The organism is Streptomyces sp. JH14, assembly GCF_029428675.1.
Classification (GTDB): domain Bacteria; phylum Actinomycetota; class Actinomycetes; order Streptomycetales; family Streptomycetaceae; genus Streptomyces.
On record NZ_JAJNEL010000001.1, the window covers coordinates 4777122 to 4793109 of the forward strand.

Annotated in this window: 16 protein-coding genes; 7 read left to right on the plus strand and 9 right to left on the minus strand. The window is 70.2% G+C overall.

What is annotated here, in order from left to right:
* Nucleotides 1–54: 54 nt before the first annotated feature.
* Nucleotides 55–714 (plus strand): hypothetical protein, encoded by a 660-nt coding sequence (locus LRD69_RS21730; protein ID WP_277328216.1) that lies wholly within the window; start codon nt 55–57, stop codon nt 712–714.
* Between the two features lie 116 nt (nt 715–830).
* Here the strand turns inward: LRD69_RS21730 and LRD69_RS21735 are convergent, their stop codons facing one another.
* From LRD69_RS21735 to LRD69_RS21745, 3 genes are all read right to left on the minus strand, one after another.
* Nucleotides 831–1964, minus strand: a complete 1134-nt coding sequence (locus LRD69_RS21735; RefSeq protein ID WP_277328217.1) for an Mrp/NBP35 family ATP-binding protein — start codon at nt 1962–1964, stop codon at nt 831–833.
* A 43-nt stretch (nt 1965–2007) separates the two neighbouring features.
* Entirely contained in the window at nt 2008–2514 is a 507-nt protein-coding gene (locus LRD69_RS21740) for a DUF1003 domain-containing protein (RefSeq protein ID WP_277328218.1), read from the minus strand.
* Between the two features lie 142 nt (nt 2515–2656).
* Nucleotides 2657–3931 (minus strand): CBS domain-containing protein, encoded by a 1275-nt coding sequence (locus tag LRD69_RS21745; protein ID WP_277328219.1) that lies wholly within the window; start codon nt 3929–3931, stop codon nt 2657–2659.
* A gap of 203 nt (nt 3932–4134) precedes the next feature.
* Here LRD69_RS21745 and LRD69_RS21750 point away from each other — a divergent pair, with 203 nt between their 5' ends.
* Nucleotides 4135–4896, plus strand: a complete 762-nt coding sequence (locus LRD69_RS21750; protein ID WP_277328220.1) for a hypothetical protein — start codon at nt 4135–4137, stop codon at nt 4894–4896.
* A gap of 15 nt (nt 4897–4911) precedes the next feature.
* On the opposite strand, the gene LRD69_RS21755 is transcribed toward LRD69_RS21750, so the two are convergent.
* Nucleotides 4912–5436, minus strand: a complete 525-nt coding sequence (locus tag LRD69_RS21755; RefSeq protein ID WP_277328221.1) for a hypothetical protein — start codon at nt 5434–5436, stop codon at nt 4912–4914.
* A gap of 36 nt (nt 5437–5472) precedes the next feature.
* Complete coding sequence (locus LRD69_RS21760; protein ID WP_277328222.1) at nt 5473–6588, minus strand: magnesium and cobalt transport protein CorA; 1116 nt, start codon at nt 6586–6588, stop codon at nt 5473–5475.
* 410 nt (nt 6589–6998) lie between these two features.
* On the opposite strand from LRD69_RS21760, the gene LRD69_RS21765 reads away from it, so the two are divergent.
* Nucleotides 6999–7583, plus strand: coding sequence for a suppressor of fused domain protein (locus LRD69_RS21765; protein WP_277328223.1), 585 nt, complete (start codon nt 6999–7001; stop codon nt 7581–7583).
* Nucleotides 7584–7671: 88 nt separating this feature from the next.
* On the opposite strand, the gene LRD69_RS21770 is transcribed toward LRD69_RS21765, so the two are convergent.
* Nucleotides 7672–8904, minus strand: coding sequence for an MFS transporter (locus tag LRD69_RS21770; protein WP_277328224.1), 1233 nt, complete (start codon nt 8902–8904; stop codon nt 7672–7674).
* Between the two features lie 157 nt (nt 8905–9061).
* Between LRD69_RS21770 and LRD69_RS21775 the strand changes: the two genes are divergently transcribed.
* The 3 genes from LRD69_RS21775 (at nt 9062) to LRD69_RS21785 (ending at nt 11398) form a co-directional block, all read left to right on the plus strand.
* Complete coding sequence (locus LRD69_RS21775) at nt 9062–9706, plus strand: DUF6758 family protein (protein ID WP_277328225.1); 645 nt, start codon at nt 9062–9064, stop codon at nt 9704–9706.
* 89 nt (nt 9707–9795) lie between these two features.
* Nucleotides 9796–10662 carry a PHP domain-containing protein gene (locus LRD69_RS21780; RefSeq protein WP_277328226.1) on the plus strand — a complete coding sequence of 289 codons (867 nt, stop codon included), beginning with the start codon at nt 9796–9798 and terminating at the stop codon, nt 10660–10662.
* Nucleotides 10663–10792: 130 nt separating this feature from the next.
* A complete protein-coding gene (locus LRD69_RS21785) occupies nt 10793–11398 on the plus strand; it encodes a MarC family protein (RefSeq protein WP_277328227.1) in 606 nt (201 codons plus the stop codon).
* 77 nt (nt 11399–11475) lie between these two features.
* Here LRD69_RS21785 and LRD69_RS21790 read toward each other — a convergent pair whose 3' ends face one another.
* Nucleotides 11476–11628 (minus strand): hypothetical protein, encoded by a 153-nt coding sequence (locus LRD69_RS21790; RefSeq protein WP_006127395.1) that lies wholly within the window; start codon nt 11626–11628, stop codon nt 11476–11478.
* Nucleotides 11629–11838: 210 nt separating this feature from the next.
* Here LRD69_RS21790 and LRD69_RS21795 point away from each other — a divergent pair, with 210 nt between their 5' ends.
* Complete coding sequence (locus tag LRD69_RS21795; RefSeq protein ID WP_277328228.1) at nt 11839–12735, plus strand: NYN domain-containing protein; 897 nt, start codon at nt 11839–11841, stop codon at nt 12733–12735.
* A 165-nt stretch (nt 12736–12900) separates the two neighbouring features.
* Here LRD69_RS21795 and LRD69_RS21800 read toward each other — a convergent pair whose 3' ends face one another.
* Nucleotides 12901–13740 (minus strand): alpha/beta hydrolase, encoded by an 840-nt coding sequence (locus LRD69_RS21800; protein ID WP_277328229.1) that lies wholly within the window; start codon nt 13738–13740, stop codon nt 12901–12903.
* Nucleotides 13741–13870: 130 nt separating this feature from the next.
* Nucleotides 13871–15712: a DEAD/DEAH box helicase gene (locus tag LRD69_RS21805; RefSeq protein ID WP_277328230.1), complete on the minus strand. Its 1842-nt coding sequence runs from the start codon at nt 15710–15712 to the stop codon at nt 13871–13873.
* Nucleotides 15713–15988: the final 276 nt, after the last annotated feature.

The following is a 15988-nucleotide window of genomic DNA, read 5'->3' on the forward strand; positions in this document are numbered from 1 at the left end:
CCCGAGGGGGGCGGGCCACTCCGGACCCTAGCGATCGAGGAGGCGGCCGGGCAGATGGAGACGACGAGTCGGGCAGGCGCGGAAGGTGCGCCCAGCGCAGTCACCGAGGAGGAGGTGCCGGCGGCCCGGCGTACGGTCGACGGCTATCTGCAGGCGCCGTTTCCCTGGTATGGACTGGATGCGGCCTTCACCGGGCCGCGCTGGCTGATGCAGGTCGGCACGGCGGCGGACGGCACGGTGCAACACGGATCGACCGGGCACGGCGACGAGCCTCTTGTACGGGGCGACTCGGCCGGCGACAAGCACCGGTTCGCGGTCGTGGTGACCGTGGCGAGCAGCCCCGTACGGCGCAGTGGCGACGGTACGGGGGTGCTGGAGGCGACCACGGTGTCGTCGGCCGCCTGGCTGGCGGGCTCCGGCCTGCTGGCATACACCTGGCCCCCGCAGCTGGACCACACGCTGCGCGACGACTGGCTGGACCAGCAGACGGAGACGGCGTTCGAACTCGCCGACGATCTGGACGGGCCCGCGTGGTCGGTGCTGTCCCTGCCGGTGGACGGGGTTCCGGCGCCGTTCCACTACCGCGAGTCGGAGTACGGGTGGGTGCTGGCGGGGTCGGCGCACGGCGGGGTGCACATCGGGGCGTACGGGCGGGGGATGAGCGCGTACGGCCTGGGGTTCTCGGTGGTCGGAGACCTTGCCGCGTACGCGTAGCGCGTTTCACCGGGGCGGCCGGTTGCCGCCGCCGATCTCCCCCATGGCCTCGGGGCCATGGGGGAGATCGGGAACGGGCTTGTTTCCCGCCGCGGAGACCGAGGACCCGGCGTCCGTCAGAACTTGTTGCGCGGGGTGATGCCCAGGGACATGCCCGACAGGCCCCGCTGGCGGCCGCCGAGCCGGTCGGCGATCGTGCGCAGTGCCTTGCCGGCCGGGGAGTCCGGGTCCGAGAGGACCACGGGCTTGCCCTCGTCGCCGCCCTCACGCAGGCGTACGTCGATCGGGATGGAGCCGAGCACCGGCACCTCCGCGCCCACCGTCTTCGTCAGGCCCTCGGCCACCTTCTGGCCGCCACCCGTGCCGAACACGTCGACCATCTCGTCGCAGTGCGGGCACGGCATGCCCGACATGTTCTCGACGACGCCGACGATCTTCTGGTGGGTCTGTACGGCGATCGAGCCGGCCCGCTCGGCCACCTCGGCCGCGGCCTGCTGCGGGGTCGTGACGACCAGGATCTCCGCGTTCGGCACCAGCTGTGCCACGGAGATCGCGATGTCACCGGTGCCCGGCGGCAGGTCGAGAAGCAGGACGTCCAGGTCGCCCCAGTACACATCGGCGAGGAACTGCTGCAGCGCCCGGTGCAGCATCGGACCACGCCACACCACCGGGGCGTTGCCCGGGGTGAACATGCCGATGGAGATGACCTTCACACCGTGCGCCGACGGCGGCATGATCATGTTCTCGACCTGGGTCGGCTTGCCGTCCGCACCGAGCATCCGCGGCACGCTGTGGCCGTAGATGTCCGCGTCCACGACACCGACCTTCAGGCCGTCGGCGGCCATCGCCGCCGCCAGGTTCACCGTGACGGAGGACTTGCCGACGCCGCCCTTGCCGGACGCCACCGCGTACACCCGCGTCAGCGAGCCGGGTTTGGCGAACGGCACCTCGCGCTCCGCCGTACCGCCGCGCAGCGACGTCGCGAGCTCCTTGCGCTGTTCGTCGCTCATCACGTCGAGCGTGACGTCGACACGGGTCACGCCTTCGACCTTCGACACCGCGTCGGTCACGTTCTTGGTGATGGTCTCGCGCATCGGGCAGCCGGAGACTGTGAGATACACCGTCACAGCGACCGCACCGTCAGCGGCGATCTCCACCGACTTGACCATGCCGAGTTCGGTGATCGGTCGGTGGATCTCCGGGTCGTTCACTGTCGCCAGTGCTTCGCGCACCGCGTCTTCGGTAGCCATACGACGATGTTACGGCGCCCGCGCCCGCCTCCGGGATGGGCCGTCAGCGGTCTTCGTCACTCTCGGCCGGAAATACGGAGAGCCGCTCGTCCATGTCCTTCACCATGTCCTGGAGTTCCGAGCGGATCCAGTCCCGGGTGGCGACCTCGCCGAGACCCATCCGCAGGGACGCGATCTCCCGGGTGAGGTACTCCGTGTCCGCGATGGAGCGCTCGTTCTGCTTGCGGTCCTGCTCGTGGGTGACCCGGTCGCGGTCGTCCTGACGGTTCTGCGCGAGCAGGATCAGCGGGGCCGCGTACGACGCCTGGAGCGACAGCATCAGCGTCAGGAAGATGAACGGGTACTGGTCGAAGCGCAGGGGCGTCGGGGCGAAGACGTTCCACAGCACCCAGACGATGATGATCAGCGTCATCCAGACGATGAACCGCCCGGTGCCCAGGAAGCGGGCGATCCGTTCGGAGAACCGGCCGAACGCCTCGGGGTCGTACTCCGGCAGCAGCTGACGCCGCGGTTCCTTCGGCTGGTCGAGCCGGCCCCTGGTGCGGGTCATCGCCGACGACCCCGTCAACGAGGGTCCCGGCCCGGACCCGGACGCCCGGGATCCGGCACCCGACGCCCGGGATCCGGCACCCGGCACACGGGATCCGGCACCCGGCACACGGGAACCGGCCCTCGGGGTCCGGGAGCGGTCCTCACCTGCCACGGGCGACCCACTCCTCGCCGTGGATATCGGTCTCCCGCCAGTCCTCCGGCAGCAGATGGTCGAGCACGTCGTCGACGGTCACCGCACCGAGCAGCGCCCCGCCCTCGTCCACGACCGGTACCGAGACCAGGTTGTACGCGGCCAGATAGCTGGTCACCACCGACAGCGGGGTGTCCGGGGTCAGCGGTACGAGGTCGCTGTCGAGGATCGAGCTGACCAGGGTGAACGGCGGGTCGCGCAGCAGCCGCTGGAAGTGGACCGCGCCCAGGTACTTGCCGGTCGGCGTCTCGTCCGGCGGCCGGCACACGTACACCTGCGCGGCGAGCGCCGGGGACAGGTCCGAGCGGCGGACCCGGGCCAGCGCGTCGGCGACCGTGGCGTCCGGCCGCAGCACGATCGGCTCGGTGGTCATCAGACCGCCCGCGGTCCGCTCCTCGTACGCCAGCAGCCGCCGCACATCCGCCGCATCGTCCGGCCGCATCAGCATCAGCAGCCGTTCCTTGTCCTCCTCCGGCAGCTCGGAGAGCAGGTCGGCCGCGTCGTCCGGGTCCATCGCCTCCAGGACGTCCGCGGCGCGCTCCTCCTTGAGCTTTCCGATGATCTCCACCTGGTCGTCCTCGGGCAGCTCCTCCAGGACGTCGGCGAGCCGGTCGTCGTCGAGTGCGGCGGCGACCTCCGCCCGGCGCTTCGGAGACAGATGGTGCAGGGCGTTGGCGACATCGGTGGGGCGGAGCCTCTCGAACGTGGCGACCAGCGACTCGGCGCCCTGCCCGTGCTCCTCCAGCGAGAAGCCGCTGACCGCCGACCAGTCCACCGTCAGGGTCTCGCCCTTGCGGCGCAGGGCGCCGCCCCTGCCCTTGCGTACGAAGTACTTGTCGATCTCCCAGTCGCGGCGGGCCGGCAACTGCTGGATCGCGACATCGAGGATGGTGACCTCCTCGCCGGTCTCCACCAGCTGGACCCGCCGGTCCAGGAACTCGCCGAGGATCAGGCGCTCGGTGGGGCGCTGTTCGAAGCGCCGCATGTTCACCACTCCGGTGGTGATGACCTGGCCCGAGTCGATCCCGGTCACCCGGGTCATCGGGAGGAAGATCCGGCGCCGGCTGATCACCTCCACGACGAATCCGAGCAGCCGGGGCGGCCGGCCGCCGACGCGCAGCATCGCGACCAGGTCGCGGACGCGGCCCACCTGGTCACCGTTGGGGTCGAAGACGGGCACACCGGAGAGGTGCGAGACGAAGACCCGGGGGGTGCCTGATGCCATGTGGTGCGCCTCCTTCCGCCCCGTCGAGAGGGAGCCCGTCCGTACTTTCTGCTTATTAACCGTTATGTCGTGATCAGGCTAGCCCGTACCGCTCCGGGTCGGCCCGGTGGAGCCGCCCGTACGGCTCTGCGTCGGACGGCGTACCCGGCACCGGTACGCTGCCGTCAGCCACCCCCGACATGCAGATGAGAGGCAGTGCGCCCGTGACCTCTTTTGTCCCACCCGTCGCTCCCCGCCGCCGGACCGCTGTTGCCGTCCTGCTCTGCGCGGGCCTGACCGCAGCCCTGACGGCGTGCGGCAGCGAGGATCCGGACAAGGGGACCAACGGCGTCGGCAGACTCGAGGCGACGGAGATCGAGAAGCGGGCGCAGACGGCGGCGGACTCGGCGGACGCGGTGCGGCTGGCCGGCACGCTGGTCAGCAAGGGCGGCACGTACAAGATCGACATGCGGCTCAAGGAGGACGGCGGCACGGGCTCCGTCACGTCGAAGAGCAGCACGTTCGAGCTGTTGCGGATCGGTGACGAGGTCTATCTGAAGGCCGACTCCGGCTTCTGGAGCCACGACGAGAAGGGCGGCGAGGACAGCAAGGGTGACGCGGCCGGGGACAAGCTGGAGGACAAGTATGTGAAGGTCCCCCAGGACGACCCCACGTACAAGCAGCTGCGCGGCTTCACGGACATGAAGACCCTGCTCGGCGGCATGCTCACGTTGCACGGCAAGGTCAACAAGGGCGAGTACGGCAAGGTGGGTTCCGTCCGTACCGTCCAGATCCTCGGCGGCAAGGGCGAGGGCGGCGCGCTCGACGTCTCGCTGAAGGGCACGCCCTATCCGCTGCGGTTCGCCCGCGGCGGTGGCGGAGGCATCGTCACGCTCGCCGACTGGGGCACGGACTTCGACCTGAAGGCCCCGGACAAGAGCGACACCGTCGACTACGGACGGCAGCTTCCCAGGTCCTCCTCGTAGCGCCGCCCGGTCGCGTCAGTTCTTGCGGCGGCGCTTCAGCAGCAGACGCGGGAGCGCGTCGGGCACGGGGCGGCGCGTGGTCGCCGGGGTCGGCAGCGGCGCCGCCGCGTGCGAGGCGTCCGGCAGCTCCGTACGGAAGTCGCCGGGCGTCAGCCGCAGCACCCGGCACTCGCGCGCCCACCGCTCGGTCATCTGCTCGGCGTCCGGCGCGTTCAGCCGCTTGCCCTTCAGCTCGGCGACCGCCGCCTCCCACTCCTCGGAGTGCGGCGAGAGTTCCGTCACGGCAGCCGTCCAGGCGATCAGCCGGCCGCCCTTGTCCTTGCTCCGCACGGTCACCTCGGCGGCGGACCCGTCGGTGAGACCGGCCGGGAGCGGCTGCTCGCCGGGGCCGTCCCCGACAAGATGAGCCGCGCCCTCGTGCCATACGTGCCACAGCGCCCGCGCGGGCCCGGTGCCCCGTACCCAGATGAGGCCGGACTTCTTGGTGGCCTCCTCGACGAGGGCCGGTCCGAGCAGCGAGTCAGCGGCAGCAGCAGTCATGCCCCGCACTCTATTCGAGCCGTGTGAGGGCCGGGATCAGAGCCAGCCGTTGCGCTTGAGCGAGCGGTGGATGGAGAAGCAGACCACCCCGATGACACCCATCACCATCGGGTAGCCGTAGGTCCACCGCAGTTCCGGCATGTGGTCGAAGTTCATGCCGTAGACGCCGCAGATCATGGTCGGTACGGCGATGATGGCCGCCCAGGACGTGATCTTGCGCATGTCCTCGTTCTGCGCGACGGTCGCCTGCGCCAGGTTGGCCTGCAGGATCGAGTTCAGCAGTTCGTCGAAGCCGATGACCTCTTCGTGCACCCGCGCCAGGTGGTCGGCGACGTCCCGGAAGTACTTCTGGATGTCCGGGTCGACCAGCCGCATCGGCCGCTCGCTGAGCAGCTGCATCGGCCGCAGCAGCGGCGAGACGGCCCGCTTGAACTCCAGTACCTCACGCTTCAGCTGGTAGATCCGGCCGGCGTCCGAACCGCGCGGGCTGCCCTTCGCGGGGGTGGAGAAGACCTCGATCTCCACCTCGTCGATGTCGTCCTGGACGGCGCTCGCCACCGCGATGTAGCCGTCGACGACATGGTCGGAGATGGAGTGCAGGACGGCCGACGGTCCTTTGGCGAGCAGCTCGGGGTCGTCCTGCAGCCGGTGCCGCAGCGCACGCAGCGAGCCGTGCCCGCCGTGCCGGACGGTGATGACGAAGTCGCGTCCGGTGAAGCACATCACCTCGCCGGTCTCGACGACCTCGCTGGTGGCGGTGAGCTCGGCGTGCTCGACGTAGTGGATGGTCTTGAAGACGGTGAAGAGCGTGTCGTCGTACCGCTCCAGCTTCGGCCGCTGGTGGGCGTGGACGGCGTCCTCGACGGCGAGCGGGTGGAGGCCGAACTCCCGGGCGATCCCGGCGAATTCCGCCTCGGTCGGCTCGTGGAGGCCGATCCAGGCGAAGCCGCCCTCCTCGCGCACCCGGAGCATCGCCTCGTGCGGCGTGAGGCAGTTGCCGCCCTCCTGGCGCCGTCCGTCGCGGTAGACCGCGCAGTCGACGACCGCGCTGGAGGCGGACGGGTCGCGGGTGGTGTCGTAATTGCTGTGCAGGGCGTTGGTCTTGCGCAGGGAGGGACGCACGGCAGCGCGCAGGTCACGGATCATCGACATGGCTGGCTCCTTCACGGAGGGGCCGTCGTCGGGCACGTGGAACAGCCCGGAATGGGGACGTGGGCTCACATCCGCAAAGCGGGCGGCACCGCGGCAGCGCGATGACGGCGTTCGCTACAGACAGGCAAAAACGGAGTGCTCTTCCGTCGTGCGCAATGCCCTGAGCCTTGACCGAGAAGGCTTCAGATCACCGAGGAAAGGTGTCGGGCGGAAGAGCGATCGGTACTGCACGATCGACTTCGATCCATTGCAGCCCCACCTCCTCCAGCCGGTCCCCCGTGGGGGATGACGTGTCGTCGGGACTGAGAGCGACGCTTCTGCGTGCTGTCCCGACCAGCGCCCAAGACTATCAGCCGACACCGGGCCAATCCCTTACTTTGCCCGTTCCATACGCGCTCTATGCTCGCCACATGGGAGAAATTCTTGCTCTGGTCGAGGCCCGTCTCCGGACGGCTCTCGGCGAACCGGACGCGCGCGCCGCAGTGACGTTCCTCGGTACGGACCGGATCGAGGTGCTCCGTTTCGTCGACGGCGACGTGGTGCGCTACGCCACGCTCGGCATGTCCGCGCAGCCGATGGCCGACCCGACCGCCACCCTCGCGGATCCGGTGAAGGGGCCGCGTGCCGAGCTGGTCCTCTCCGTGCGGGCCGGGAACGCCGACACCGACAAGGTGCTCCGAGCACTGGCGGTGCTGGCTGCCTCCCCGCAGGTCGAGGGGGTGATCGTGGCCCCCGGCGCCTCACTGGACCTCGGTGAACCACTGTGGCCCGGGGCCCCGTTCAGCTCGGTGCTCGTCGCCGAGTCGGGCGGTCTGGTGGAGGACCTGGAGCTGGACGAGCCGATGGAGCCGGTGCGGTTTCTCCCGCTGCTGCCGATGACGCACAACGAGGCGGCGTGGAAGCGGGTGCGCGGGGCGCAGGAGCTCCAGGAGCGGTGGCTGTCGCACGGGACGGATCTGCGTGATCCGCAGCGGACGTCAGTGACCCTGGACTGAGACGCACCTCACACGGCGATGCGGGGAGCCCCGCCGCGCGGCCAGGAGGGAGAGCCGCGGGCGGGGCGGAACAGGGCTGACGCGGTGGTCAGTTGGCGAAGACTGTGACGCTGTCCTCGGTGGCGTGCTTCGGCTGCAGCTCCGCCGCCTCGTGGGTCAGGGCCGTACGCCGGATCCAGACGACGAGCGCACCGACCGCGGCCGCGATCGCGGCGACCACGAACGGGACGTGGATGTTGCTCCACTCCTCGATCTTCGGGGCGAGATACGGGGCGGCGGCCGCGGCGAACCAGCGGACGAAGTTGTAGCCCGCACTCGCCACCGGGCGCGGTGCGTCGGAGACGCCGAGCGCCAGCTCCGTGTAGACGGTGTTGTTCATGCCGATGAACGCGCCGGAGAGGATCGTGCAGACGATGGCCGTGGTGTGGTCGCCGTAGCCGAGGACCAGCAGATCGACGGCGAGCAGGACCAGCGAGGCGCCGAGCACCTTGAGCGAGCCGAAGCGCTTCTGCAGCATCGGCGCGACGAGCACCGAGAAGACGGCGAGCAGCAGGCCCCAGGCGAAGAAGACCGCGCCCGACTTGTACGGCGTCATGTTCAGCACGAACGGCGTGAAGGCCAGGATCGTGAAGAACGCGTAGTTGTAGAAGAACGCCGAGGTCGCGACCGAGGCGAGGCCGCCGTGGCCGAGCGCCTTGACCGGGTCGAGCAGTGAGGTCCTGCGGGCCGGCTTCGGCTGTTCCTTCAGGAACGCCGTGATGCAGATGAAGCCGATCGCCATCAGTGCCGAGGTGCCGAAGAACGGGTAGCGCCAGCTGGCGTCGCCGAGCAGCGCGCCGAGCAGCGGCCCGCAGGCCATGCCGAGGCCGAGCGCCGACTCGTAGAGCAGAATCGCCGCCGAGCTGCCGCCGGCCGCCGCGCCGACGATCACGGCGAGGGCCGTCGAGACGAAGAGCGCGTTGCCGAGCCCCCAGCCCGCCCGGAAGCCGACGAGTTCCGCGACGGACGACGAGGTGCCGGAGAGGGCGGCGAAGACGACGACGAGCGCGAGGCCGGTCAGGAGCGTCTTGCGGCCGCCGATGCGGCTGGAGACGAAGCCGGTGACGAGCATCGCGAAGGCGGTGATGAGGAAGTACGAGGTGAAGAGCAGGGACACCTGGCTGGGCGTGGCGTCGAGACCCTTGGCGATGGACGGCAGGATCGGGTCGACCAGTCCGATCCCCATGAAGGCGACGACCGAGGCGCCGGCCGTGGCCCAGACGGCTTTGGGCTGGCGCAGGATGCTGCCCGTTCCCTGATCGATCGGATCCTGTGCCGACATGGGGGTTCTCGCTCTCCGGTAGTTCGATGTGTCCTACACACAATAAGTTAGAGAACCTAATTAATGCAAGATGCATCTAATTTCCCCGGCAGGAGGCACGCTGCGGACGGGTGATCGTCCTTGACGTGGCGACGACCGGGGAGGACCGTTGGTCGCTATGAGGGGCGAACCCAGTTGCCCGAAGTGCGGTGGCCGGGTCAGGGCGCCCGGTCTTTTCGCCGACACCTGGCAGTGCGCCGTGCACGGCGCCGTGTATCCGTTGCAGCCGGTGATCCCACCGAGCGTCGAGTCGCTCGGGGTGGTGGTGCACCGTGCCCAGGTGCCGGTGTGGATGCCGTGGCCGCTGCCGGTCGGCTGGCTGTTCACCGGCGTGGCGTATGCGGGCGACGACCGCAGCGGCGGCCGCGCCACCGCCGTGGCCTGCTCGGGACCGGGTCCACTCGGCGGGATGGGCGAGATGCTGCTCGTCGCCGAGGAGCTCGGCGTCGGGCTCGGTGCACGGTACGCCGGGATCGACGGCCCCGACCCCGGTCCGTACCTCCACGTCGACGGCCCGCCCGACGCCAAGGTGCTCGCCGGCGGACGGCCCACCCCGCTCTGGCAGGTCAAGGGAGCCCCCGACGACCGGGCGGTCTTCGCGGGTGAGGCGCGCGGCCTCTGGCTGTGGGCGGTCGTCTGGCCCGAGCAGTCCGCGCTGCTGATGTACGACGAGCTGATACTGGCCGATCTGCGCGAGGCCGGGGGCGAGCTCGACCTGGTGCCGGTCGGGGCGCTCACCCCTCGGCTGCTCGACCCGCCCTGAGGGCGGGGACGCGGCTGACCGGGCAGTGTTCGAATCCCGGTTATCCTTGGGCGTCCCCCTGTCCTGCTGCGAGCCCTGGAGTACGCGTCGTGCGCATCGACCTGCACACCCACTCCACCGCCTCGGACGGCATGGACACCCCCGCCGAACTGGTGCGGAACGCCGCAGCGGCGGGCCTCGACGTCGTCGCCCTCACCGACCACGACACCGTCCGCGGCCACACCGAGGCGATCGCGGCTCTCCCCGAGGGCCTCACCCTCGTCACCGGCGCCGAGCTCTCCTGCCGGATCGACGGTGTGAGCCTGCACATGCTCGCGTACCTCTTCGACCCCGACGAACCCGAGCTGGCGCGCGAGCGCGAGCTGGTCCGGGACGACCGGGTGCCGCGTGCGCGGACGATGGTGGGCAAGCTCCAGGCGCTCGGCGTTCCCGTCGAGTGGGAGCAGGTCGCCCGGATCGCCGGCGACGGATCGGTCGGCAGACCGCACATCGCCACCGCGCTCGTCGAGCTCGGTGTCGTCGAGACCGTCTCCGACGCCTTCACGCCCGAGTGGCTCGCCAACGGCGGACGCGCGTACGCCGAGAAGCACGAACTTGACCCCTTCGACGCGATCCGGCTGGTCAAGGCCGCCGGTGGCGTCACCGTCTTCGCCCACCCGCTCGCGATCAAGCGCGGTGAGGTGGTGCCCGAGGCGTCGATCGCCCGGCTCGCCGCGGCAGGCCTCGACGGCATCGAGGTCGACCACATGGACCACGACGAGCCGACCCGGGCCCGGCTGCGCGGGCTCGCCGGTGAGCTGGGGCTGCTGGCCACGGGTTCCAGCGACTACCACGGCAGCCGGAAGACCGTACGGCTCGGTGAGTACACCACCGACCCCGAGATCTACGGCGAGATCACCCGGCGTGCCACGGGAGCCTTCCCGGTGCCCGGCACCGGCGGACCCCGCCCCGCGTAACGCCGTTCCTGCGCGCATCGCACAGGCCGTCGCGTCGCGCGCACCCCAATCTCTTCGCGTGCCCGGCCGGACCCGGCTGTCGGCTGCGCGTGTCCTGTTTTGATTCGCTCTCTTCTCGCAAGGCCTCACTGTGTTCGACGTTGCTGTCTTCGGATCCCTTTTTCTCACGCTTTTTGTGATTATGGATCCGCCCGGAATCACTCCGATCTTCCTCGCCCTCACCGCCGGCCGACCCGCCAAGGTCCAGCGGAGGATGGCGTTCCAGGCGGTCGCCGTCGCCTTCGGCGTGATTGCCGTCTTCGGCGTGCTCGGCCAGCAGATCCTCGACTATCTGCATGTCTCGGTCCCGGCTCTGATGATCGCGGGCGGGCTGCTCCTGCTGCTGATCGCGCTCGATCTGCTGACCGGCAAGACCGACGAGCCGACACAGACGAAGGACGTCAACGTGGCGCTCGTACCGCTGGGCATGCCGCTGCTCGCCGGACCCGGCGCGATCGTCTCGGTGATCCTGGCGGTGCAGCACGCCGACAGCTTCGCCATGCAGCTCTCCGTCTGGACGGCGATCCTCGCCATGCACGTCGTTCTCTGGCTGGCCATGCGCTACTCGCTGCTGATCATCCGCGTGATCAAGGACGGCGGTGTCGTGCTGGTGACGCGGCTCGCCGGAATGATGCTCTCCGCCATCGCCGTACAGCAGATCATCAACGGCATCACGCAGATCGTCCAGAACTCCTGACGGCGCCCCCGCACGCCACAGCGCCCCCGTACGGACCGTCCGTACGGGGGCGCTTCGTCTTTGTGCGTCGTCAGGCGTTACGAAGCCGAGCTGTCGGCCGGGCGGATGTAGATGCGCTGGCCTGTTGCGGCGGCCTGCTGCACGATCCGGTTGACGGAGGCGGCGTCCACGACGGTGCTGTCCACGGCGGTACCGTCGACATCGTCGAGTCGCATGATCTCGAAGCGCATAGGGCTTCCCTTCGTCTGATCCTCCTGCTGGAGAACTACTGGGAGGACGGATGATCCGTCCGCAAGGATGTGGAGTGCCGGTCATCGGTGTCCCGCGCTCCACAAAGGGTTCAACGGCTTGCTTCCTGCAAACATTCCCTACGCTAAGGAAATTTTTTGGATGTCTAAGTACCAGCAGGTGACGGGCCGGGCGCGGACGATGAGGCCGGCATGAACGAGGCAGCGGCCGCAGAGATCGGCGAGCGCCTGGACCGCACCAACGAACTGCTCCAGCGCGTGCTCGCCGAGGTGTCGAAGACCCCCTCGACCCACGCCATTTTCGTGGACGCGGGCTATGTGTACGCGGCAGCCGGGCTGCTCGTCACCGGCACCGAGGACCGGCGCTCCTTCGACCTCGACGCGGAAGGGCTGATCGAGGCGTTCATCGACAAGGCCCGCACGATTTTCGCGGACAGCAGACTCCTGCGCGTGTACTGGTACGACGGGGCCAGGCGCCGGATCCACACCGTCGAGCAGCAGTCCATCGCCGAACTTCCCGACGTCAAGGTCAGACTCGGCAACCTCAACGCCAACAACCAGCAGAAGGGGGTCGACTCACTCATCCGCACCGACCTCGAATCGCTCGCCCGGCACCGCGCGATCAGCGACGCGGCGCTCGTCGGCGGCGACGAGGACCTGGTGTCGGCGGTCGAGGCGGCGCAGGGCTACGGGGCCCGGGTCCACCTGTGGGGCATCGAGGCCGGAGAAGGGCGCAACCAGGCCGAGCCGCTGCTCTGGGAGGTCGACAGCCAGCGCACCTTCGACCTCGACTTCTGCCGCCCGTACGTCACCAGACGCCCCGTCACCACGTACGAGGACGACACCCCGGCCCCCTCGCGCGACGACGTCCGCTTCGTCGGTGCGCAGATCGCCGCGACCTGGCTCTCCGCGCGCGGCCGCGACGCCCTCGCCGACCTGCTGCCAGGCCACCCCTACCTGCCGGGCTCCGTCGACCAGGACCTGCTGGTCGAGGCGGAACGACTGCTCCAGCACTCGCTGCGCGGTCACGCCCACCTCCGGCGGGCGCTGCGCGACGGCTTCTGGCAGCACCTGCAGGCGCAGTACTGAGCTGACGGCCGTCCCGTCATCCCTGGCGGGCGCACGACGACAGCTGCGGCACCTCGCCGCGTTGCCGGAATGCCCGAATACGCCCCGTGCGAGGACGCTCCTCCGCCTTGCGATGCACCACATCCGACGCCGCGCGCTGATCCACCAGGGATGACGGGACAGCCCTCAAGGGCTGTCCCAGAAGGAGACGAGCGCGGCAGCGGTCTGTTCCGGGCGGTCGGTGTTGGGGGAGTGCTCGGCGCCCGCGATCCGGGTACGGCGCGCGCCGAGGCGCTCGGCCATCGTGTCGAGCAGCTCCACCGGCCAGGTGTCGTCGCGCTCGCCGGACAGCACATGGACGGGCAGCGGTACGGCGGCGAGTTCGGCCACCCGGTCCGGCTCGGTCACCAGCTGCCGGCCGGTGGCGATCAGCTGGGCGGCCCGGTGTCGCAGCCAGCGCCGACGCAGACCCTCGCCGTCCGCCGCCGCCGCGTCCTCCGGCGGGTCGAGGGCGCGCATCGCCGCCCATACCTCGGCCATGCTCAGTGTCGCGAGCGCGTCGCTGAGCATCTTCACCTTGAGCTGCTGGGCCTCGACGACCTGGGCGGGGCCGGAGGACATCAGCGTCAGCGATCGGAACGGCGAGGCGTCGAGCAGTACGGCCGCGCGGGCGATCTGCCCGCCGAGCGAATGCCCGAGCAGATGCACGGGGCCGTCGAGCGCCGCGGCCTGCGCGAGCACGTCGAGCGCCAACTCGCCCTGTGCGTAGGTGTCCTGACGGTCTGTCCCCTCGGTCTCGTACTGCCCTCGCCCGTCGACGGCGACGACGCGGTATCCGGCGTGGGAGAGCGGTTCGAGGAGCGCGATGAAGTCCTCCTTGCTGCCCATGTAACCGGGCAACAGGAGGGCGGTGCCGCGCGGTTCGGCGGGCGGCGGGGCGTCCAGCACGGCGAAGTCCCCGCGCACGGTACGGAGCGGGTGGGTGCGGGTGCCGGAGGGCGGGGTGAAGGTGTGCGGCCGACTCATGTGACGAGGCTAAGTCCTCACACGCCGGACGGGCCGAACCAGGTGTCCACAAACGCCGGACGGGCCTGAGGTCGCCCTCAAGCCCGTCCGGCACATCTGCGGTGTCCGGGGCAGAGCCCCGGAACGGCGATCAGCCCTCGGTCTGCGTGGCCGCACGCGACGCGCGGCGGCGCCGCGGCTTCGCCTCGCCCTCGGCGACCGGAGCCTCGACCACGGTCTCCGCCTTCGGCTTCGCGGCGGCCCGTGTCCGCCGACGCGGCTTCTCCTGCACCGGCTCGGCGATCGGCGCGATCTGGAAGTCGACCTCGTCCGCCGCCGGCTTGGCGACGATCCGGGCGCGACGACGCGGCTTGGTCACCGTCTTCGTCTCCTGCACCGGCTCGGCGATCGGCGCGATCTGGAAGTCGACCTCGTCCGCCGGCTTGGCGGCGACCCGGGTCCGGCGGCGACGCGGCTTGGCCTCGGCCACCGGCTCCTCGACCGTCACCTCGGCCCTGACCGGGGCCTCCGCCACGGCCACGGCGGCCTCGGCGACAGCGACCTCGGGGGCACCGACACGGGTACGGCGACGGCGACGCGGGGTACGCGGCTCCACCGGCGCGTCAGCGGCCGGCGGGGCCTGCACGGCCTCTGCGGCGGGCGCCGGCAGCGCCGTGGCGGCGCCGTCCGCGACCGTGGACCCGCCCCGTGTACGGCGGCGCTGACGCGGCGTACGCGGCGCCCGCTCCTCACGTACCGCAGGCGTCGACGACGCGCCGGACGACTTGCGGCCGCGGCCGCCCGTCTCGCCCAGGTCCTCGATCTCCTCGGCCCGCAGCCCCGCGCGGGTCCGCTCGGCGCGCGGCAGTACACCCTTGGTGCCGGCCGGGATGTCGAGCTCCTCGAACAGGTGCGGCGACGTGGAGTACGTCTCGACCGGGTCGTTGAACTTCAGGTCGAGTGCCTTGTTGATCAGCTGCCAGCGCGGGATGTCGTCCCAGTCGACCAGCGTGATCGCGATGCCCTTGGCGCCCGCACGGCCGGTTCGGCCGATGCGGTGGAGGTAGGTCTTCTCGTCCTCCGGCGACTGGTAGTTGATGACGTGCGTGACGCCCTCGACGTCGATACCGCGGGCCGCGACGTCGGTGCAGACGAGTACGTCCACCTTGCCGTTGCGGAACGCGCGCAGCGCCTGCTCACGGGCGCCCTGGCCGAGGTCGCCATGGACGGCGCCGGAGGCGAAACCGCGCTTCTCCAACTGCTCGGCGATGTCGGCGGCCGTCCGCTTCGTACGGCAGAAGATCATCGCGAGTCCGCGGCCGTTGGCCTGCAGGATGCGCGAGACCATCTCGGGCTTGTCCATCGAGTGGGCCCGGAAGACATGCTGCGAGATGTTCGCGACGGTCGCGCCCTCGTCGTCGGGCGACGTGGCGCGGATGTGCGTCGGCTGCGACATGTAGCGCCGCGCGAGGCCGATGACCGCACCCGGCATGGTCGCCGAGAACAGCATCGTCTGGCGGGTCGGCGGAAGCATGGTGATGATCTTCTCGACGTCGGGCAGGAAGCCCAGGTCGAGCATCTCGTCGGCCTCGTCGAGGACCAGGGAGCGCACGTGCGACAGGTCGAGCTTGCGCTGCCCGGCCAGGTCGAGCAGACGGCCCGGGGTGCCGACGATCACATCGACGCCCTTCTTGAGGGCCTCGACCTGCGGTTCGTACGCACGGCCGCCGTAGATCGCGAGAACGCGGACGTTGCGCACCTTGCCGGCGGTCAGCAGGTCGTTGGTCACCTGCTGGCAGAGCTCACGGGTGGGGACGACGACCAGCGCCTGCGGCGCCTCGGTCAGCTGCTCGGGCTTCGCCCGGCCCGCCTCGACGTCCGCGGGGACGGTGACGCGCTCCAGCAGCGGAAGACCGAAACCGAGCGTCTTGCCGGTACCGGTCTTGGCCTGTCCGATCACGTCGGAGCCGGAGAGTGCGACGGGGAGCGTCATCTCCTGGATGGGAAAGGGGGACACAATGCCGACGGCCTCAAGGGCCTCGGCCGTCTCGGGAAGGATCCCGAGGTCTCGGAACGTAGTCAGGGTGCTGCCTCTTCTGTGAGACGCGGTCCGAGGCGAACGCTGGGGGTCGTACCGTGCCGGGGTTGGTCATCCGGCCGTGGATGGGCCGGGTGGCGCGGGACCACTGCCGTCGCTCGAGCGCTCGTGCCGCTGAGGGGGCCCCTCATCTGCGGTCGTACGTGTCGTACGACCCACGTGGAGGGCTGT

Excerpts from the sequence above, each read along its gene's own strand:
- LRD69_RS21730 (WP_277328216.1), top strand. The coding sequence starts at position 55 with ATGGAGACGACGAGTCGGGCAGGCGCGGAAGGTGCGCCCAGCGCAGTC.
- LRD69_RS21735 (WP_277328217.1), bottom strand. The coding sequence starts at position 1,964 with ATGGCTACCGAAGACGCGGTGCGCGAAGCACTGGCGACAGTGAACGAC.
- LRD69_RS21740 (WP_277328218.1), bottom strand. The coding sequence starts at position 2,514 with ATGACCCGCACCAGGGGCCGGCTCGACCAGCCGAAGGAACCGCGGCGT.
- LRD69_RS21745 (WP_277328219.1), bottom strand. The coding sequence starts at position 3,931 with ATGGCATCAGGCACCCCCCGGGTCTTCGTCTCGCACCTCTCCGGTGTG.
- LRD69_RS21755 (WP_277328221.1), bottom strand. The coding sequence starts at position 5,436 with ATGACTGCTGCTGCCGCTGACTCGCTGCTCGGACCGGCCCTCGTCGAG.
- LRD69_RS21760 (WP_277328222.1), bottom strand. The coding sequence starts at position 6,588 with ATGTCGATGATCCGTGACCTGCGCGCTGCCGTGCGTCCCTCCCTGCGC.
- LRD69_RS21765 (WP_277328223.1), top strand. The coding sequence starts at position 6,999 with ATGGGAGAAATTCTTGCTCTGGTCGAGGCCCGTCTCCGGACGGCTCTC.
- LRD69_RS21770 (WP_277328224.1), bottom strand. The coding sequence starts at position 8,904 with ATGTCGGCACAGGATCCGATCGATCAGGGAACGGGCAGCATCCTGCGC.
- LRD69_RS21775 (WP_277328225.1), top strand. The coding sequence starts at position 9,062 with ATGAGGGGCGAACCCAGTTGCCCGAAGTGCGGTGGCCGGGTCAGGGCG.
- LRD69_RS21790 (WP_006127395.1), bottom strand. The coding sequence starts at position 11,628 with ATGCGCTTCGAGATCATGCGACTCGACGATGTCGACGGTACCGCCGTG.
- LRD69_RS21795 (WP_277328228.1), top strand. The coding sequence starts at position 11,839 with ATGAACGAGGCAGCGGCCGCAGAGATCGGCGAGCGCCTGGACCGCACC.
- LRD69_RS21800 (WP_277328229.1), bottom strand. The coding sequence starts at position 13,740 with ATGAGTCGGCCGCACACCTTCACCCCGCCCTCCGGCACCCGCACCCAC.
- LRD69_RS21805 (WP_277328230.1), bottom strand. The coding sequence starts at position 15,712 with ATGACGCTCCCCGTCGCACTCTCCGGCTCCGACGTGATCGGACAGGCC.